Annotated in this window: 20 protein-coding genes; 14 read left to right on the top strand and 6 right to left on the bottom strand. The window is 63.2% G+C overall.

Annotation, left to right across the window (positions count from 1 at the left end; all coding sequences use genetic code 11):
* The first annotated feature begins 31 nt into the window (after positions 1 to 31).
* The gene (locus N687_RS20605; RefSeq protein WP_197029196.1) at positions 32 to 394 is read left to right on the top strand and encodes a LysM peptidoglycan-binding domain-containing protein; all 363 of its coding nucleotides are present in this window, start codon (positions 32 to 34) and stop codon (positions 392 to 394) included.
* 94 nt (positions 395 to 488) lie between these two features.
* Here N687_RS20605 and N687_RS0102800 read toward each other — a convergent pair whose 3' ends face one another.
* On the bottom strand, positions 489 to 1,271 hold the full coding sequence (locus N687_RS0102800) for a Cof-type HAD-IIB family hydrolase (protein WP_029420409.1): 783 nt from the start codon (positions 1,269 to 1,271) through the stop codon (positions 489 to 491).
* 119 nt (positions 1,272 to 1,390) lie between these two features.
* Here N687_RS0102800 and N687_RS0102795 point away from each other — a divergent pair, with 119 nt between their 5' ends.
* From N687_RS0102795 to N687_RS0102785, 3 genes are all read left to right on the top strand, one after another.
* Positions 1,391 to 2,770, top strand: a complete 1,380-nt coding sequence (locus tag N687_RS0102795; RefSeq protein WP_029420408.1) for a glycine--tRNA ligase — start codon at positions 1,391 to 1,393, stop codon at positions 2,768 to 2,770.
* 55 nt (positions 2,771 to 2,825) lie between these two features.
* Positions 2,826 to 3,014: a hypothetical protein gene (locus N687_RS0102790; protein ID WP_029420407.1), complete on the top strand. Its 189-nt coding sequence runs from the start codon at positions 2,826 to 2,828 to the stop codon at positions 3,012 to 3,014.
* A gap of 78 nt (positions 3,015 to 3,092) precedes the next feature.
* Positions 3,093 to 4,127, top strand: a complete 1,035-nt coding sequence (locus tag N687_RS0102785; RefSeq protein WP_029420406.1) for an aminoglycoside phosphotransferase family protein — start codon at positions 3,093 to 3,095, stop codon at positions 4,125 to 4,127.
* Between the two features lie 25 nt (positions 4,128 to 4,152).
* Here N687_RS0102785 and N687_RS0102780 read toward each other — a convergent pair whose 3' ends face one another.
* Positions 4,153 to 4,686: a DUF7130 family rubredoxin-like protein gene (locus tag N687_RS0102780; RefSeq protein ID WP_029420405.1), complete on the bottom strand. Its 534-nt coding sequence runs from the start codon at positions 4,684 to 4,686 to the stop codon at positions 4,153 to 4,155.
* Entirely contained in the window at positions 4,683 to 6,728 is a 2,046-nt protein-coding gene (locus tag N687_RS0102775; RefSeq protein ID WP_081841103.1) for an aconitate hydratase, read from the bottom strand. Before N687_RS0102775 ends, N687_RS0102780 begins: the two co-directional genes overlap by 4 nt.
* A 184-nt stretch (positions 6,729 to 6,912) precedes the next feature.
* Between N687_RS0102775 and N687_RS0102770 the strand changes: the two genes are divergently transcribed.
* On the top strand, positions 6,913 to 7,704 hold the full coding sequence (locus N687_RS0102770; protein WP_029420403.1) for an SDR family oxidoreductase: 792 nt from the start codon (positions 6,913 to 6,915) through the stop codon (positions 7,702 to 7,704).
* Between the two features lie 169 nt (positions 7,705 to 7,873).
* Here N687_RS0102770 and N687_RS0102765 read toward each other — a convergent pair whose 3' ends face one another.
* The gene (locus N687_RS0102765; protein WP_029420402.1) at positions 7,874 to 9,031 is read right to left on the bottom strand and encodes a pyridoxal phosphate-dependent aminotransferase; all 1,158 of its coding nucleotides are present in this window, start codon (positions 9,029 to 9,031) and stop codon (positions 7,874 to 7,876) included.
* Positions 9,032 to 9,271: 240 nt separating this feature from the next.
* On the opposite strand from N687_RS0102765, the gene N687_RS0102760 reads away from it, so the two are divergent.
* Complete coding sequence (locus tag N687_RS0102760; protein ID WP_081841102.1) at positions 9,272 to 9,868, top strand: precorrin-2 dehydrogenase/sirohydrochlorin ferrochelatase family protein; 597 nt, start codon at positions 9,272 to 9,274, stop codon at positions 9,866 to 9,868.
* A gap of 8 nt (positions 9,869 to 9,876) precedes the next feature.
* Here the strand turns inward: N687_RS0102760 and N687_RS0102755 are convergent, their stop codons facing one another.
* The gene (locus N687_RS0102755) at positions 9,877 to 10,227 is read right to left on the bottom strand and encodes a thiol-disulfide oxidoreductase DCC family protein (RefSeq protein WP_051662896.1); all 351 of its coding nucleotides are present in this window, start codon (positions 10,225 to 10,227) and stop codon (positions 9,877 to 9,879) included.
* 110 nt (positions 10,228 to 10,337) lie between these two features.
* Here N687_RS0102755 and N687_RS0102750 point away from each other — a divergent pair, with 110 nt between their 5' ends.
* The 4 genes from N687_RS0102750 (at position 10,338) to N687_RS0102735 (ending at position 13,202) form a co-directional block, all read left to right on the top strand.
* Positions 10,338 to 10,760, top strand: coding sequence for a Fur family transcriptional regulator (locus tag N687_RS0102750; protein WP_029420399.1), 423 nt, complete (start codon positions 10,338 to 10,340; stop codon positions 10,758 to 10,760).
* 198 nt (positions 10,761 to 10,958) lie between these two features.
* Positions 10,959 to 12,404 carry a catalase gene (locus N687_RS0102745; protein ID WP_029420398.1) on the top strand — a complete coding sequence of 482 codons (1,446 nt, stop codon included), beginning with the start codon at positions 10,959 to 10,961 and terminating at the stop codon, positions 12,402 to 12,404.
* Positions 12,405 to 12,562: 158 nt separating this feature from the next.
* A complete protein-coding gene (locus tag N687_RS23655; RefSeq protein WP_156040014.1) occupies positions 12,563 to 12,709 on the top strand; it encodes a hypothetical protein in 147 nt (48 codons plus the stop codon).
* Positions 12,710 to 12,833: 124 nt separating this feature from the next.
* Positions 12,834 to 13,202, top strand: a complete 369-nt coding sequence (locus N687_RS0102735; RefSeq protein ID WP_035462031.1) for a hypothetical protein — start codon at positions 12,834 to 12,836, stop codon at positions 13,200 to 13,202.
* A 101-nt stretch (positions 13,203 to 13,303) separates the two neighbouring features.
* Here the strand turns inward: N687_RS0102735 and N687_RS0102730 are convergent, their stop codons facing one another.
* On the bottom strand, positions 13,304 to 13,969 hold the full coding sequence (locus N687_RS0102730) for a hypothetical protein (RefSeq protein WP_029420396.1): 666 nt from the start codon (positions 13,967 to 13,969) through the stop codon (positions 13,304 to 13,306).
* A 234-nt stretch (positions 13,970 to 14,203) separates the two neighbouring features.
* On the opposite strand from N687_RS0102730, the gene N687_RS0102720 reads away from it, so the two are divergent.
* The 4 genes from N687_RS0102720 to N687_RS0102710 all read left to right on the top strand — a co-directional run bounded on the left by N687_RS0102720 (position 14,204) and on the right by N687_RS0102710 (position 18,690).
* A complete protein-coding gene (locus N687_RS0102720; protein WP_029420395.1) occupies positions 14,204 to 15,154 on the top strand; it encodes a carbon-nitrogen hydrolase family protein in 951 nt (316 codons plus the stop codon).
* A 217-nt stretch (positions 15,155 to 15,371) separates the two neighbouring features.
* Positions 15,372 to 16,127: a 2-oxoacid:acceptor oxidoreductase family protein gene (locus tag N687_RS20600; RefSeq protein ID WP_331280117.1), complete on the top strand. Its 756-nt coding sequence runs from the start codon at positions 15,372 to 15,374 to the stop codon at positions 16,125 to 16,127.
* Complete coding sequence (locus N687_RS25260; RefSeq protein WP_419670113.1) at positions 16,097 to 16,387, top strand: 4Fe-4S dicluster domain-containing protein; 291 nt, start codon at positions 16,097 to 16,099, stop codon at positions 16,385 to 16,387. The genes N687_RS20600 and N687_RS25260 overlap by 31 nt, the downstream gene beginning before the upstream one ends.
* Positions 16,387 to 18,690 (top strand): transketolase C-terminal domain-containing protein, encoded by a 2,304-nt coding sequence (locus tag N687_RS0102710; RefSeq protein ID WP_029420394.1) that lies wholly within the window; start codon positions 16,387 to 16,389, stop codon positions 18,688 to 18,690. The genes N687_RS25260 and N687_RS0102710 overlap by 1 nt, the downstream gene beginning before the upstream one ends.
* Positions 18,691 to 18,772: the final 82 nt, after the last annotated feature.

The raw sequence follows: 18,772 nt of genomic DNA, 5'->3' as shown, positions 1-18,772 counted from the left end.
CTATCAGAACACGTGTTCGGGGGTGATTCCGGTGATGCGAGCGGTGAACGGGACGGCGCCGAGGGGAGAGCGCTTCGTGAGAGGCCCCGTCATGTGCACCAAACCGGACGGGCGCAAGCGTGGGCGGGTACTGGCCGCGGTCATCCTGGTCGTCTGCGGTATGGCCGCTTGGTGGGGGATTCGAGGATCTGTGGCGGAGGCTCAATCGGCTCCCGTATGGTACACCGTCCAACCGGGCGACACGCTTTGGCAGGTGGCACGAGAGACGCTGCCTGGTGTCGCGCCGGATCAGGCGGTCTTGGAGATCTTGCGCGCGAATGGGTTGGCAACGGCCGTCGTCCGACCGGGTCAAACACTGCAGTTGCCGCAAGGGGCGCGATTGCCGCGGGAATGAGAATTTTCGCGATCATTTGCTTTATTTCGCCGTGTTTCGCCGCGTTCCCGCGGCGTATGACATGATTCGACTCCTGGGTTCAACGTCAGGGGTATCAGAGCAGTCCCGTTCTGCGTAAGGCGTGGTATACGCCATCTTCATGGACTGCCGCCGTGACCATGTGCGCTTGCTCCTGCACTTCGCGCGGCGCGTTGCCCATGGCCACGCCCAGTCCAAGGCCGCGGAACATCCCGATATCGTTTCCGCCATCCCCAATGTGCATGGCGTGTTCCGGGGGAATTCCCCAGGTCGCGAGGAGGGCCTTCGCACCGAGGATTTTGTCACATCCGCGCTTCTGTAAGTCCAGTCCTTCCTCGTGCCAGCGGTATAACAGGCACTCCGGAAAGTCGTTTTGAAGCTTCTGGTCCCAATGAGAAGTGGCGAACACGTTCACCTGATAGACCTCCGTTGAATCCCTGTCAAAATAAGACCGATCCACCTGCTGCACAGGCGGGAAATTGTAAGCCTGCATCATGGGCTTATGCCGTTCGGGAATGGGCTCGAGGGTCAGTGCGGCGTCAGGGGTGTGCCAGACGACCGGCAACCGGTATTCCATTTGCCAGGCTGCCAGCCGTCGCACGACGTCTGGGGAGAGCGGACTGGAGCGGATCGTCTGGTCGTGATCGACGGCCAAACCACCATTGAAGTAAACGGCACTGGCGACACCCAGCCGTCGTTGCACGGGTGTGGTGTGCAGGATCGAGCGGCCGGTGCAAAGCGCCACTTTCACCCCTCGGTGCTGCAGCCCCCGCACGGCTTGTTCCGCGCTGCTCACCAACACGCCGTCGTGCACCAACGTCCCGTCGATATCCAAGAACACGGCTCGGATCCGCGTCATCTCATTCGCTCCCATCCTCCGCACTCCGGGCCAGTGTACGGCCTTTCGTGTTGATTCGTTGCGCCGCGCCGGCACATCCAGTATTATAGCCTTTAAGTTGTATGAACGGAGGACACGACATGGCCGTCACGATGGAACAACTGGTCGCGCTGGCGAAACATCGCGGATTCATCTTTCCTGGTTCAGACATCTACGGTGGACTGGCGAACACGTGGGACTACGGACCGCTCGGAGCGGAGTTGAAGAATAACATCAAACGCGCCTGGTGGCAGAAGTTCATTCACGAGTCGCCGTTCAATGTGGGACTGGACACCGCCATCCTGATGAATCGCCAAGTGTGGGTGGCCTCCGGGCACGTCGGGAACTTCAACGATCCGATGGTCGACTGCCGGGCCTGCAAAGCGCGACACCGCGCCGACAAGTTGATTGAGGAGGCGCTGGCCGCGCGCGGCGAGGAGCGGATCGTGGACGGGATGCCGTTCCCGGAGATGGACAGGCTCATCGAGCAGTTGGACATCCGTTGCCCGGATTGCGGGGCGCATGACTTCACCCCCGTCCGGCAGTTCAACATGATGTTCCGCACGTTCCAGGGCGTCACAGAGGACGCGTCCAGCGAAATTTTTCTGCGTCCGGAGACCGCGCAGGGCATTTTCGTGAACTTCAAGCACGTCATGCGCACCATGCGCAAGAAACTGCCGTTTGGCATCGGCCAGGTGGGCAAGAGCTTCCGCAACGAGATCACGCCAGGGAACTTCACGTTCCGCACGCGTGAGTTCGAGCAGATGGAACTGGAATTCTTCTGCGAGCCGGGTGAGGATGTTCGCTGGTTTGAATACTGGCGTCAATTCTGTTACGACTGGGTGCGATCCATCGGGTTGCGGGAGGAAAACCTCCGCCTGCGCGACCATGCCAAGGAACAGCTGTCCCATTACAGTAAAGCCACGACCGATGTGGAATACAAGTTTCCGTTTGGATGGGGCGAACTGCTCGGCGTCGCCAACCGGACCGACTATGACCTCAGTCAACACCAGCAGTATTCTCACGAGGATTTTCAGGTCACGGTGGAGGGGAAGGAGCCCTTCGTGCCCTACTGTATCGAACCCTCCATCGGCGTCGACCGGTTGCTGCTCGCGGTCTTCGCGGACGCTTACGAGGAGCAGGTGCTGGAGGACGGGGATGTCCGAACGGTTCTGCACTTCCATCCGGCGCTGGCGCCATACAAGGCGGCTGTGTTCCCCCTGTCGAAGAAATTGGCCGACGGGGCTCAGGCGGTCTGGAAAGATCTGATCGGCGAATTCCACGTCGACTACGACGACTCCGGTTCCATCGGGAAGCGGTACCGGCGCCACGACGAGATCGGCACGCCGTATTGCATCACGTACGACTTCCAGTCCGAGGAGGATCGTGCGGTGACCATCCGCGATCGAGACAGCATGGACCAGGTGCGCGTGCCCATCGCCGAATTGAAGGATTGGCTGCGCGAACACGTCCGTCTGTAACATCCGAATAGCCCCCCGCCGGGATGGGGAACAACAAGCCCGGGGGTGGCGAATCATGTCAAATCAGCACACGGAGAACCACAATGCCGAGCTGACGTTCTACGGGGCCTTGCAGAAGAACGGCGTGTACGAGTCGCTGGTGGACAAACGCAATCTGATGGCGGACAGTACCGGCTTGACGCCCATCCCTTGGAAGCAGATTCACCGTGCGAACGTCCCGCATTTGGCAAGGCACTCGCGGTAACGAGGTTTTGACAGGTGTCACACCCCAATCGGCGGAGGGTCCCGGCCCTCCGCTTTTTGTCGTCAGAGGGGGTGCGCTATGCAACCGTGGCGTATGGATTCTCGCCACCTGTGTCTCCCGGATTCTCTCCGCCAAGACATCGAGGCGTCGGACACGACCATCCCGGGGGATTGGTGTTGGACGCACCTGTACGAGGCGCCTCACGTGCGCGTGGAGCGATGGCACAAGCCCGGCACTGCGGGTTGGATTGTCAAACGCGTGGACGGTGCAGCGCGCGTGTCGCGTGAGCTCGCGGTGCACCGCGCGATGGCGGACACGGGTCTCCTCCGGGCCGCCATTGTCGCGTGGCGTGAGGATGAAAACGGCGTGCTGGTGTACGCCGACGAAGGCCTGAAGCCGGTGCGGTGGAACCGCCGGACGGCCTTGGCCGTGATTCGGGAGATGGTGCGCATTCACCAGACTCGTCCAGAGGCCGTGGGCACCGCGCTCGCCTCCCTGGGGTGCGAGCCGCGTTCGCACACGCCCCACTGGCCTCGGCTGGTGGAAGAGATGCTGGCAGGAGACCCGGCGGCGGTCGTCCGGCGTTGGGCGGAGCGGCTCGGGATGCACCCGTCCCTCCGGCCCGAAGCGCGACTTTTGGCGGCTTTGGAGCGGGATCCGGCGTATCCCCTGCGCTCCGCGCGGGAGGTCCTTTGCCACGGGGACCTGCATCCTGGCAACGTGCTGTGGGATCGGTCGCGGCGGAGGCCCGCCGTCATCGACTGGGAGTGGGTCCACGTCGACTACGAATACTTCGATCTCTTTCAATGGCTCGACGCCACCAGCCCTGCTGCACCAAGGACGGTGCCGTGCCACCGCCTGTGGGCGCTGCGCGCCTACGCAACGGTGCGACAGGCGCCGGTTGCCGGGGCACCGTTACGGCGCTGGATGCGCGGATACTTGGCCTTTGCATTCGCTCACCTGGTGTGGATCCTGCAGCGGATCGACGGGGATTGGGAGCAGAGACGCTTTCCCCAGAGGGCACTGTGGCGGCAGGTCCAGGAGACGGTGGCGGGCCTGCGCCAGGTGTCCTGGCAATGGTCGCGGCTCGGCCCGGGGGCGGGGCCTGGTTGACGGCGGCCGGCCCGCTGCGAACCTGTCAATCTTCCGTATGCAGGCAGAATTGGCCTGAGTCCGCACCACAGCTGGGACAGACCGCCGGGATGCCGTCATTGCGCTTGGCGAGTTCGCCACACTCCAGGCAGCGCCAGATCAGATGCATGTTGGACGTGCGCACCTCCAGGGGGGAACGCGGGTGGCCGCTCTGCACCTTGGCTTCGTCCACCGCCCAGTGCACGGACGGAATGACCCCGTGAAAGCGGCCGTCTCTGCCGACCACCACGATGGTCCGGTGCGGCACGGCGCTCACCGCGTCATGCTGAAAGTGTTCAATGGCCGTCTCCGGCTCGCACAACAGGGCGTCCGAGCAGCATAGGGAGGACACCTTGCGGCCCGTATCGGCGGCCTGGTCCGCCAGGGCCGATTTGGGGACGGTGCCCATGTACCGCCCCGAAGCGTCCACCACCGGCAGGACGTCCAGCTCCGACCGGGCAGCGTCCGCCAGTGCGTCCCCGACGGTCATATCCGGGTGCAGGACGACCGGCGCCTGCATCATGACTTCCTTCGCGATCATGCCCGAACCTCCTCCACCTTCGGTTTTCCTGGACGAAACTGGCCGTTGGTCGATATCATCGTCGCGGTGCCCAGGTGTACGGCTGCGTCCTCGGCGCCCTTACCGCCGCCTTGGCTCATCTTCACGTGGTTCAGCAGGCCGCCGGACAGCAGGATGTCCCGCTGCCGTTCCGACACCTCGCACAGGGTGACCAGGCGCTCGCCCGACGACGTCGACACCTCAATCCGGGAGCCCCGCCGGAGCTGGCCCGGGACGTCCTCGATGATGAGCTCCTCGTCCTGCTGGATGCGGTCGTAATCAGCTTGCTCGCTGAACACCAGCGGCAGGATGCCGAAGTTGATCAGGTTCGCCCGGTGGATGCGCGCGAATGATTTGGCGATGACCGCCTTGACCCCGAGGTACATCGGAGCGAGGGCCGCATGCTCGCGGCTTGAGCCCTGCCCGTAGTTGATGCCTCCGACGATGATCCCCCCGCCGTACTGCTTCGCACGTTCGGGAAACTTCGGATCCACCCGGACGAACACGTACTCGCTGATGGCCGGGATGTTGGAGCGCAGTGGCAGGATCTTCGATCCCGCCGGCATGATGTGATCTGTGGTGATGTTGTCGCCCACCTTGAGCAGGACGCGTCCTCGGATCACCGGCTCGAGCGGACCCCGCGTGGGCAGCGGTTTGATGTTTGGCCCGCGCACCACCTCGACCTGCTCCGGGTGGTCGGAGGGAGGTAGGATCATGCCTTCGTCGTCCGTGTCGTACACATCCGGTTCCCGCTCGGTGACGTATGGACCGTCGAAGTCGCGCGGGTCGGTGAGTACCCCGTGCAGGGCGGACACCGCTGCGGTCTCCGGGCTGCACAGATACACCTTGGCGTCCGGAGTGCCGGATCGGCCTTCGAAGTTGCGGTTGAAGCTGCGGAGGCTGATGCCGCCCGACTTCGGCGCCTGACCCATGCCGATGCAAGGGCCGCAGGCGGCCTCGAGTACACGGGCACCGGCGGCGATGAGGTCGGCGAGGATCCCGTTGCGCGCGATGGTCGCGAACACCTGGCGGGACCCGGGTGTGAGCGTCATCGACACACGGCTCGCCACGCGCCGCCCCTTGAGCACGTGGGCGGCGATGGCCAGGTCGTGAAACGAGGAGTTGGTGCAGGACCCGATGCACACCTGGTCCAACGGCAATCCCTCGATGTCGCGCACGCGGACCACGTTGTCCGGGCTGTGGGGCTGTGCCACCAACGGTTCCAGCGCCGACAGGTCGATTTCGATATGTTCGTCGTACTCGGCATCCGGATCGGGCCCCAGTTCCCGCCAGTCCTTCTCCCGGTTCTGCTTGCGGAAGTATGCCCGGGTGATGTCGTCGCTCGGGAAGATGGACGTGGTGGCACCGAGTTCAGCTCCCATGTTGCAGATGGTCGCACGTTCAGGGACGGTCAGGTCGCGGACACCCTCGCCGTAGTACTCGAAGATCTTGCCGACCCCGCCCTTGACGGTCAGCCGACGCAGCATCTCGAGAATGACATCTTTGGCGGCCACCCACGGTTGCCGCCGTCCCTTCAGGTGTACGCCTGCGATTTTGGGCATCGGCAGGCCGAAGGGGCCCCCCGCCATGGCGACCGCCACGTCCAATCCGCCCGCGCCGATGGCCAGCATGCCGGCCCCGCCGCAGGTGGGGGTGTGCGAGTCGGATCCGAGCAGCACAAGCCCTGGTTCCGAGAACCGTTCCAGGTGCACCTGGTGGCAGATCCCGTTGCCCGGCCGGGAGAAGTAGACGCCGTACTTGGCGGCGAAGGTCTGGAGAAACACGTGATCGTCCATGTTCTCGTATCCGGTCTGCAGCATGTTGTGATCGACGTAGCTGACGGACCGGCGGGTGCGCACGCGCGGTATCCCCATCGCCTCGAACTGCAGATAGGCCATGGTTCCGGTGGCGTCCTGCGTCAGGGTGTGATCGACCCGGATCAGGATCTCCCGGCCCGGCTTCAGCGATTCCGGTGCGGAGACCAGGTGTTCGCGCAGGATTTTCATGGCCAGACTGTCTCCCATCGGCCACCCTCCTTCGGTTGAATCAGAGGTATGTTTTTCCCACTTTGGGTTGATTATGCATCTTCTGGCAGGCGATTGGGACAGGGGGACGTCCGAACGGCACGGCGGTTGAATCCCCATGCTGGGTGGGGGTATAGTGAAGGGGAAAAGTAGAGTTGGAAACTTTCAAAGTGGGGGAAGTTGGATGGACTTTGGAGTGAAAGGAAAGTCCGTGCTCGTCCTGGCGTCGAGCAAGGGGCTGGGCTATGCGACAGCGAAGGCGTTTGCAGCCGAGGGTGCGCGCGTGATGCTGACCAGCCGCAGCGAGGAGGCCCTGCGCAAGGCGCAGGAGGAGATTCGAACCGCCACCGGCAATCCAGACGTCGCCTACTGCGCCGCCGACGTGTCCAAAGCGGAGGATATCGAACGTCTGTTCGCCGAGACGGAGGCGACTTTCGGCGGGGTGGATGTGCTCATCAACAACGCGGGCGGCCCGCCGCCGGGGAACTTCGACGCCATCAGCGAAGACCAGTGGATCCTGGCGCACGAGTTGACCCTGATGAGTGTGGTGCGTGCGACGAGGCGTGCGCTGCCGCACATGCGGCGGAACCAGTGGGGGCGCATCGTCAATTTCACCTCATCGTCCATCCGTCAGCCGATTGAGAACTTGATCCTGTCGAACACCTACCGGGCCGGCATCCTGGGGCTGTCCAAGAGCTTGGCCATCGAGTTGGCGCCGGATAACATTCTGGTCAATGTCGTCGGGCCCGGCCGCATCGCCACCGATCGTGTGGCACAGCTGGATGCCAATCGGGCGCGGCAGCTTGGCGTCAGCATCGAGGAGGTCGAACGTCAGAGCAAGGCCCAGATCCCGCTCGGCCGGTACGGAACCCCTGACGAGTTCGCTGCCTTGGCGTTGTTCCTCGGCTCCGCGGCCAACGGGTACATCACCGGGCAGGCCATCCTCGTGGACGGCGGGATGGTCAAAAGCCTGTGACCGAATCGGTCCGGACCCATTCCATAACGGCCGCATCTCGGGGTTCGCCCGGGTGCGGCCGTTATGGTCGAACCGGTCGTGTGGGGTGCGGGCCGACGCGCGCCGGGTGGCGGCTCCTGCGCATGCACCGGCCGCGCAGCGAATTGCAGAGGAAGACGGGCAGGAGCCCTCACGCCGGTTGCCGGCACCGTGCGAGGAAGGCGCAGATGCGCTCCATCCCTTGACGCAGCAATTCGTCGCTGTTGGCGAGCGAGACACGCACGAGTCCGCGCCCGTCGCGGCCAAACGCTTCGCCGGGTGCGACCGCGACTTTCGTCTCGGCCAAGATCGCCTTGGCCGCCGCGTACGAGTCGAGGCTGTAGTCGGACACGTCGACCATGATGTAGAAGGCCCCTTGTGGGGTGTAGTGATAGAGCCCCTGTTCGCGCAGAATGTCTACCGCCAGGTCGCGCCTCCGCCGGTACGCGTCTCGCATTTCGTCCACGCACGCCTGCGGCCCCGTCAAAGCCGCGACGCCCGCGCGCTGCGTGAGGCTGTTGGTGCTGGAGATGAGGGGCTCCTGGAGCTTGATGATCACGCTGGCCAGATCGGGCGGCGCGACCGTGTATCCCAAGCGCCATCCGGTCATCGCGTACGCCTTGGAGAACCCGGAGATGGTGACCGTGCGTTCGGGAGCGAACCGGCCTGGGCTGACGTGCGGGCGATCGAACACAATTGCCTCGTAGATCTCGTCGGAGATCAGCCACAGGTCGTGTCGCCTGCAGAATTCCGTGAGCGCGAGCACCGTCTGCTCGTCGAACACGGCGCCGGTCGGATTACCGGGAGTGTTGACGAGCAGCGCTTTCGTGCGAGGGGTGACCAGCCGTTCGAGCTCCTCCAGATCGGGCAAAAAGCCGTTTTCGGCGCGCAGGCTGTAATGGACGGGCACGCCTCCGAAGAGGCGGACGTTCATTTCCCCGTTTGGCCACGAGAGGCCGGGGACCAACACTTCGTCGCCCGGATCGACCAGAGCCAGCATCACGCTCGCGATGCCCGTCACGGCACCGGGGTGGACGCACACCTGCTCGGGCGAGACTTCCATCCCGTTGTAGCGTTTCATCTTGGCAGCGATGGCCTCGCGCAGCTCGGAGATGCCTGCATTCGGGGTGTACTTATGGAATCCGCTGCGGGCCGCGTCCACGGCAGCCTCCACGATGTGGTCCGGGGTCGGAAAGTTCGGTTCACCCACCTCGAGGTGGATGCAGTCGGGCACTTGCCAGGCGAGGTCCATGATCACACGCACACCTTGCGGGGGGAGTGCTGACGGAACGGTTGCGAAGGGTTTCATGTCCACGATCTCCTGTTCATCATTTTCATAGGATTGCGGGGATTCTGCTGGCAGCGAATCCGTACTATTCGCAGTATAGCAGGTTTGGGCCGCAGCGGATACCGTGAATTCCGGCGCAAGTCCGCGGCGGACGTCTGGTGGCTGCGGGACGGTGCCTTCTTGGCTCTGCACCCCCGCGCCGTTGTACAATGGGCGGCAAAGTGTCTCAGGAAAGGTGATTCACAAGGGAGGGCGCGGCAGTTGCCAGGGTTCACGGTGTCTTTGGACCTTCGCGGGAAGCTGTGCGTGGTGATCGGCGGGGGGCGGGTGGCGGCGAGGAAGGTCGAAAAACTGGTGGCTGCGGGCGCGAAGGTGCGCGTCATCAGCCCGGCTCTGGAGCCACGGATCCGCGTTTTGGTCGGACGCGGTGACGTGGTCTGGGTCGCTCGACGGTACGAGCCCGGGGACTTGTCGGGAGCCCGGCTGGTGATCGCGGCCACCGATCAGCCGGAGGTCAATCAACAAGTGGCGGCCGAAGCGGAAAGGATGGGGTGCTTCGTGAACGTGGCGGATCGGGCGGAGGCCTGCACCTGCATGTTTCCGGCCACCGTTCGGGTGGGGGACATCACGGTGGCGATCTCGACGGACGGGCAACACCCGGGGTTTGCGCGGAGCCTGCGGGAGGCGCTGGAACTCGACCTGTCGGACGGGGGACGGCGATTTCAAGCCCTGTTGGAACAGGGCCAGCTTCCGGTCCGACGCCCGCCTGCAGCAGGAGGCGTGAGTATCCCCGAGTCCCCGGGAAGAGAGGACACCGATGAGCCCAGCGAGGGGCCGGCAAACTCGGCAGGGCGTTAGCCCGCCCCTCACTCAGGATGGCGGATGCGCCGCGCGGCCACGGCTCGGTAAGCATAGCGCGCGGCCGCACGCAGTCCGGGGATGCCGTACGGGACGCCCAGCCACCGGTAGCCGGGCAGTTGGCTCATCACCCACACGATGGCATCGGCACCTCGCCGGACCTCGCCGGTGTCGGACACGACGTGTATCTCCTCCAGCACGGCCTTCGGATCCAAGCGGCAGGCGCGTACGAAGGCGATGTCCTGTGCAGGTCGGAAGTGGAGTTGTCCGGATTTGTCCCGCTCCCGCAGCCAATTCGCCGCCCGTTCGCAGAGCGGGCACTGGGCGTCGTAGAGGACTGTGAATCGCCGCGCTGGCATCATGAGCCCTCCCTCTCCAGGATGGCACACGTTCCGGACTGTGGCAACGGCAGTTGTCAAGTTCATCGACACGCCGTACAATAGGAAGGACGTGAGGAGGGGGGTGCGCCATGGACGCGAAAAAGCCTTTGACAAAACAGCGGCAATTGGTGTACCACACCGTCCTCCACGGCGACGATCACCCGACCGCGGCGGACATCCTGGAGCGCCTGCACGCTGCGGGACACCGCATCTCGTACGCGACCGTCTACAATTCGTTGCGGTACCTCACGGATCACGGGTTTCTTCGGGAGCTCAAGGTCGGCGAGACCGTCAGCCGGTACGATGCAAGGGTGGAGCCGCATCACCACATCGTCTGCCGGGTATGCGGCCGGGTGGATGAGGTGTTCGCCCCCATCCCAGACCCGTTCCTCCACCAGGTAGCCGTGGACACGCGGTACCGCATCGAGGACGTGGACCTGGTCATCCATGGGCTGTGCCCCGATTGCGCGCAGCGCTCCGACAGGGATACGGCGGCATCCGCCGGGCATTGACCTTCCCATCTTCCTGTGTGCGAACCGGTTGCCGCCGGTTTTTTTCATACCTTTCGTACCTCGCCTTGTTCCCCGTTCTACAGAGCCCATCAGGTACATACATGTCGGATGGAGCTGTGTTTTTTCCTCTTGCGATCCGCGATAGCTATGCTATATTTGATTTTAGACTTAGTCTAAATATGATTTGGAGGTGCCTGGATGAGCGAACCGACCAAACTGACGACGGCGTCGGGCGCACCCGTAGCCGACAACCAAAATTCCCAGACCGCCGGGCAACGCGGTCCTGTCCTGATTCAGGACTACCACTTGCTCGAGAAGCTGGCCAACTTCAACCGGGAGCGAATTCCGGAACGCGTGGTGCACGCCAAAGGCGCGGGGGCGTATGGGTACTTTGAGGTGACGCATCCGGTCAGCCAGTGGACGAAGGCGAAGTTCCTGAGCGAAGTCGGCAAGCGCACGCCGGTGTTCATCCGCTTCTCCACGGTAGCGGGGGAGAAGGGGTCGGCCGACACCGAGCGCGATCCGCGCGGCAACGCCATCAAGTTTTATACCGAAGAGGGCAACTATGATCTCGTGGGTAACAACACGCCGGTCTTCTTCATCCGCGATCCCCTGAAGTTCCCGGACTTCATCCATTCTCAGAAGCGCCACCCGGCGACAGGCCTGCGCGATCCGAACATGGCCTGGGATTTCTGGTCGCATTCGCCGGAGGCGCTGCACCAGATCACCATTCTGTTCAGCAACCGCGGCACCCCGAAGTCGTATCGCCACATGCACATGTACGGAAGCCACACGTTCATGTGGTACAACGACAAGGGAGACGCGGTGTGGGTGAAGTACCACTTCAAGACCGACCAAGGCATCCAGAACTTCCGCCGCGAAGAAGCTGTGCGCGTGGCGGGGGAGGATCCGGATTATGCCACCCGCGACCTCTACGAAGCGATTGAACGGGGTGACTACCCGTCCTGGACGCTCTACGTCCAGATCATGCCGCTGCAGGACGCGGAGACGTATCGGTTCGATCCGTTCGATGTGACGAAGGTCTGGTCCCACAAAGACTATCCGCTGATCCCGGTAGGCAAGCTGGTGCTCAACCGGAATCCGGAAAACTACTTCGCGGAGGTGGAGCAGGCGGCCTTCTCTCCGGCCAATCTGGTGCCCGGTATCAGCTTCTCGCCCGACAAGATGCTCCAGGGCCGGCTGTTCGCCTATGCGGATGCACACCGCTACCGGTTGGGCGTCAATCACCATCTGCTGCCGGTCAATCGCCCGGTCGCCCCGGTCAACAACTATCAGCGGGACGGGTTCATGCGGTTCGATGGGAACGGAGGTGGCCAGGTGAACTACGAACCGAACAGCTACAACGGGCCGGTTCAGGTGCCCGATGCGGCCGCTCCACCGTTGGCCGTGTCCGGTTACGCCACCAGCCACCGGTATCCTCAGGACGATCACTACACCCAGCCGGGAGACCTGTACCGCCTGCTCGATCCGCAGGAGAAGGCGGACCTCATCGACAATATCGTCGCCTCGTTGAAACATGCGCGACAGGACATTCAGCTGCGTATGATCGAACACTTCCGCAAGGCGGACGAAGAGTATGGCGCTCGGGTTGCGGAGGGACTGGGACTGGTTTCGGTTCGCTGAGGGAGATCCCTCTGGCGATACAAACAGGCCATGGCTCACCGGAAGCCGGCCCATTGGGGCCGGCTTCCGGCATGGAGCTCGCCCCGTATGAATTGGCCCGCTGCTGCCATCCTAACGTTGAATCCAAGGCCGATCGACGGCCGGATGGAGGGGAGCATATGGGCGACAGCAAGACGTACAATTACCCGAAGGCGAACTCCACCCACACGAGTTCCCAGGCCGGACACGGGTCTCAGGTTCAAGGGCGGAAACCCGCGCCGCACATGAAGCAGAACCTGCAGCAGGAGGGGACGTCCCAGACCTGACCGGCGCCTCAGCGGCCTGCGTTGTGAGACCGGCCGTCTCGATGGTTGAACGAGCGGCCGGGCTGTAACAACGTCCTCTGACTGTCGTCTATAGTGTGGAAAAAAGGAGAGGAGGGCATGGTCCGTGAGAGGATGGATGGCTCGCGCCATCGTGACGGGATCCGTGGCCGCGGGGTTGCTGATGGCGATCCTCGGGACCACGGCCGTGATCCAAGGGCCATCGGTCACGCGGGGAGACGAGACGGCCTCAGCCGCACCCGGGCGACCCACTCCTGCGAAACCACACACCCCGCCGAACGCCCGTCTGCCGGTGACGCCCGGCGGACCCCTCGACAGGCCTAGAGTGGATCCCGGCATCGTGTCGCCTTATCGCAGCGGATCCAAAGACAGCGGGATCGCATCTCCATGGCAACCGGGGAATGTGGACCGAGGCATCACACCGGTGTATCCGCCGCCGGGGCCTCCTCACGCCCAGTCGCCGCAGGGCCCGTGATGCTCCTTGTAGGTATCTTTGCAAAGCCGCACCGGATGAGAGGAGGTGGGGGTCCGGGCCTCGGATGAGTCCCGGATACCCCGAATTCGCCTTTCATCACCTCAGGACAACACCTGCTTCCACACCGCAAGCGTCCGCTCACCGGTGAAGGTGAGCAACCGATCTCCCTGCTGGAACACCACCTGCGGATACGCCTGGATCACCTTTTTTCCGACGTTCGTATCCAAGAGATAAGCGTCGAACCGGATGTGTTGCAGATTCAGTCCCCGGATCTCGTCCGCCTCAATCTGCTTCGCCTGGTCCAAGGGGGTACCAGGTTGGAACCCGGTGGCGACGATCACCGGCTTCACGGCCAGCTCCGACCAGTGCTGATCCCACAGCACCAAGGTACGCTGGCAGTGGGGGCACCAGTAGGCCAAAAATACCACCGGCCGGTTCGAGGGGGCCAGGGTAATTGGAGTCCCCTCCGGTGTCAAGGCCGGGATGGAGGCGTAGACGGCTGGATCCGCGGGCTTGGCATTCAGCACATTGGCTGGGGTGGTCGGCAGGGCATTCAACCGATTTTCGAACGGTTGGTTGGCTGGAAAGTGGCGGTCAGAAGCGGCCGCATTCGTCGTATTTTGAGCGGCCGTCCCCGTGTTGGCGGGCGGCGACCCAGCGGTGTTCTGCGGCGCGGGACCCCCTCCATTCGGCTGAGCGCAACCAGCGAGGGCTGTGATGGCAAACGTGATCGTCATCCAAGACATCAGGCTGCGAACGGGTGGCATCGAGCATCTCTCCTGTCCAAGGGCGGGCCTGGCCGTTCCCAGGCGTTTCTGTGGACAGCTTACCACCCGGCGGGCGCAGAGTACAGTGCCGGGACGCTGCTCCGAGGGGAGCGAGATTCATGGGCGTCCGCCGCTTGGCGGATCTGTCCGCTGTGAAGGAAATCTTCGAATCGATGAACATCGATACAATAGAATTGAAAGAAACCCATCATGGATGAAAGCGGGGAAGATGCAATGCGCAGCGTGGACACGGTGCGGGTCGCCGTCGTGCAGGCGGCATCGGTGATGATGGACCTGGAGGGGAGCGTGGAGAAGGCCTGTCGGTTGCTGGAAGAGGCGAGCCGGCAGGGAGCGGAGTTGATTGTCTTCCCGGAAGCATTTTTGTCCGGTTATCCGCGCGGACTGTCGTTTGGGACGGTGGTGGGTCACCGCAGCCCGGAGGGGAGAAAGGACTTCGGCCGCTATTGGCGCAGCGCGGTCAGCATTCCGAGCCCGGCCATCGACCGGCTGTCAGAAGCCATCTCACGGTCGCAGGCGTACGTGGTGATGGGGATCATCGAGCGGGCCGATCACGGCGGACAAGGCACGCTGTACGGCACGATGTTGTACTTCGGCCCGGACGGAACGCTGCTCGGCCGGCATCGGAAGTTGAAGCCCACCGGATCGGAACGGTTGATCTGGGGCGAGGCGGACGGCAGCACGCTCACCGTGATCGACACGCCGTTCGGCCGCGTCGGCGGCCTCATCTGTTGGGAGAACTACATGCCACTCGCCCGCGCAGCGATGTACGACAAAGGGGTGACGATCTACATCGCGCCGACGGCGGACGCCCGGGACACGTGGCAGGCGACGCTGCAGCACATCGCCTGTGAGGGCCGTTGCTTCGTGCTGGCGTGCAATCAGTACGTGACGAAGGACACATATCCGCAGGACCTCGCCGGCTATCATGAGTTGGACGCCTGGCCGGATGAGATGTGCCGCGGTGGGAGCGCCATTGTCGGTCCGCTCGGTGAATACATCGCGGGGCCGTTGTACCACCAGGAGGGCATCCTCTATGCCGACCTGGACCTGCGGCAGATTGAAGAGGCGCGGTATGACTTCGACGTGACGGGTCATTACGCACGTCCAGACGTGTTCACTCTGGTGGTCGACGAACGGCCGATGAAAAACGTGTCCAGCACATGAGCTTCAGCTGTCCCCCGGCATTCCGTGCAGGGGTCCGTTTGGACGTGACGTATGGTCCATCCGGCCTATGAAAAGAGGATACAGATTCACCTTTCTGTCCGCAGGGCGCCGGGTTTACCCTTGAACTGTACCAGCTGTATGATTCTCCAGCACTGGTACAGTCTCTCCCCAGTCGCATCAATTCCCGGTTGACTGCGGGATCGGGGGTGAATGTGCCGTGAAACAGGTGACAGAGGGTGCAACCCGTCCATTCCTGGAGATCCGAATGGAATCCATCGGCGGGCTGGGGGCCAATTTAGCCGGCAAGATCCTCGCGGAATCGGGCGTGCTCCGGCAGGGATGGAACGGATGGTATGCGGCGTCGTACGGATCGGAGAAGAAAGGTACCCCGGTGAAAGCGTTTGTCCGGTTCGCTCCCCAGGAGGTGGAGATTCGGGGGACCTACCCGGTGGATGAACCGGACGTCGTGGCGGTGTTCCACGAGGCGCTGCTGCGTACGCCATCGACGTTGTCGGGATTGCGTGCAGGGGGCACGCTGCTCGTGAACACCAAGAGACGGCCGGAGGAGATTCGGCAACAGGTGAAACGGCCGGACGTGAAGGTCGCCTGTGTCGACGCATTAGGGATTTCGGTGCGGGAGGGTACCCGCATCAACACCGCGATGCTCGGCGCCCTGTGCCATGTGGTCTCCCAGTTGGATCCGGTGGCGGTGCGGGAGGGGATTGCGGAGGCGTTCTCGGCCCGCTATCAGCACCTGTTGGACGCGAATCTGCGCACGTTTGAGGCGGGCAGGACGGAAGTGGTGGAGGAAGAGCCGAGTTCCAGTAGCCCCGTCCGGGGTCAGACGGATACCCCAAGGCATGCGCCCGTGCTTGGCTATGCAACCCAGTACATCGGGGTACGATTCCCAGCGCAGGCAACTCCGTCGTCAGGGACCTCAGCGTGTCCCGTCAGGGGTTCATTCCGGATCTGAACCTCGATTCGTGCATCCATTGTGCAGCCTGCGATCAGGTCTGCCCAGACGCCTGCTTCGTGTGGGAGACGCGTGACAACGGAAAGGGGCGGATGTTCCAGTATCTCGCCGGGATCGACTACCAGTACTGCAAGGGATGCCAGAAGTGCGTGGCCGCCTGCCCGACCGGCGCATTGTCCACCATCCCGGAGACGGAGGAATACGTCCAGCAGCACCGCGTGCCACACCGGTTTTGGGCTGAGAAGGAGGTCCTCGTGTGATGAGCATGAACGTCCTGGAACGGCCGTCCATTCAGCAGCCGCCCGAGGAAAAGGCGTTGCAGATGGAGGAACTGCGGTCGGGCAATGAGATGGCGGCCAAAGCGGCTGCCCAGATCAACTACCACGTGATGGGGTACTTTCCCATCACGCCATCCACCGAGATCGCAGAATACCTGGATGAGATGCGGGTCCGAGGCGAACACGACATCGTGATGATCCCGGCGGACGGTGAACACGGTGCCGCAGGCATCTGTTTCGGCGCCTCCACTGGCGGAGGTCGAGTGTTCAACGCCACCTCTGCCCAAGGGTTCCTGTACATGTTGGAGAATCTGCCGGTCCAATCGGGGACCCGGTTTCCCATGGTGCTGAATCTGGTGACACGTTCGGTCTCCGGACCCCTGAACATCCACGGGGACCACTCGGACCTGTACTACGGTCTCAACATCGGCTGGCCCATCCTCCTCGCCCGAGACCCGCAGGCGGTGTACGACATGAACCTGATGGCGTTGCGGGTCGCGGAACACAGCGAGGTCCGGCTGCCGGTGATCGTGGCATACGACGGCTTCTTCACGTCCCACGCCAAGCGGCGGGTGAAGTTCTTCCGGGATCGCGAAACGGTGCAGCGTTTTGTCGGGCCGGTGCCGGAGCCGCCGGTCACGACGCTCGATCCGCGTCATCCGGTGACGGTCGGCCCGTACATGAATGAGCCGGATTTCATCAACAACAAATACCAGCAGTCCATCGCCATGTACCGGGCGGCCGACGTGTTCTCAGAAGTTGCCGCAGAGTTCGCCGCGATGTCGGGCCGCCGCTACGGGCTGCTCGATCTCTACCGCATGGAGGACGCCGAAATTGCACTGTTTATCCTGAATTCCGCTGCGGAGACGGCCCGCGTGGCGGTGGACGAGTTGCGGGCGAAGGGGATCAAGGCAGGGATCGTGTCCCCCAACATGATTCGGCCGTTCCCACTCGAGGCGGTGCAGCAGGCGCTCGCTAAGACGAAGGTGGTCCTGGTGGCGGAGCGGGCGGATTCGTACGGCGGACATGGTCCGAATTTGACTCACGAAGTCAAGGCGGCCCTGCAGGAGACACACGCTCCCGTGCATGTGCTCTCCCGGGTGTTTGGGCTGGGGGGACGGGAGTTTTACCCGGCCGACGCCATGAACCTGTTCCGCGAATGCATCACGTGGTTGGAAGGAGGAAGTGTGGCGTCTTTCGACTATTACGGTGTCGAACCCGGCGATCCGGATGCCGTCCCGTTTGCCCCTGGGTTACCGCCGATCACCCGGGAGGAGACGAGCGGGTTCGTGTCCGTGGAGCGGGACGAGCAGACGGGAAGTCTGCGGGTGAAGGTGCCGAACCTGCGCACGTTGACTAAAAAACCGCGGCGCCTGGCGCCGGGCCACGGGGCGTGTCCCGGCTGCGGCATCTTCCCAGGTGTGGAGACGTTCCTCAAGGGGATTGAGGGCGATGTGGTGGTGTTGTATCAGACCGGTTGCGCGATGGTGACCTCCACCGGGTACCCCTACACTTCGCACCGGGTGACGTACCTGCACAACCTGTTCCAAAACGGTGCCGCCACGCTGTCCGGGCTGGTGGAAATGTTTTGGGAGAAAAAGCGGCGGGGCGAGATCCCGTCCGGGGAAGACATCACGTTCATCATGGTGACGGGGGACGGGGGGATGGACATCGGGATGGGGCCGGCCCTCGGTGCGGCCCTGCGCAACCACCGCATGATCATCCTCGAGTATGACAACGAGGGATACATGAACACGGGTGCGCAACTGTCCTACTCCACGCCCTTGGGGCACAGGACGTCCACGTCGGGGGTGGGCGAGAAGGGGGCAGGGAAGACCTTCCCCCACAAGGATACCCCGCAGATCATGGCGGCGGCCAATATCCCCTACGTCTTCACGGGGTGTGAGGCGTTCCCGCAGGATCTCATCAAAAAGGCCGCGAAGGCGCAGTGGTATGCGAAGAACGAAGGCCTGGTGTACGGCAAGATTCTGATTGCCTGCCCGCTCAACTGGCAATCGAAGGATGACCAGGGCAACGTGATTGTGGGGGCGGCGGTGAAGAGCTGCTTCTTCCCGCTCTACGAGGTGGAGCACAGCAAGACGGTGATCACGTACGACCCCGAGGCCAAAGGAGAGCGCATCCCGGTGTCGGATTGGCTGAAGATGATGGGCAAAACCCGCCACATGCTCAAGCCGGAGAACAAGGACCTGTTGGCCCAATTTGAGGCGGAAGTCGAGTGCCGTTGGCGGCGTCTGCGCGCCAAGCACGAACACCCGGATCTGTGACCCCAGACCGGATACGTGACCCGGGGCTATGACATCGCGTTTTGGAGTTTGGCCTGGAACATGGTCTATACCTTTGGCACAC

It is taken from the genome of Alicyclobacillus macrosporangiidus CPP55, from assembly GCF_000702485.1.
Lineage (GTDB): Bacteria > Bacillota > Bacilli > Alicyclobacillales > Alicyclobacillaceae > Alicyclobacillus_H > Alicyclobacillus_H macrosporangiidus_B.
The sequence above is the reverse complement of the archived record's forward strand: the minus strand, read 5'-3'. Positions and strand labels throughout refer to the sequence as shown.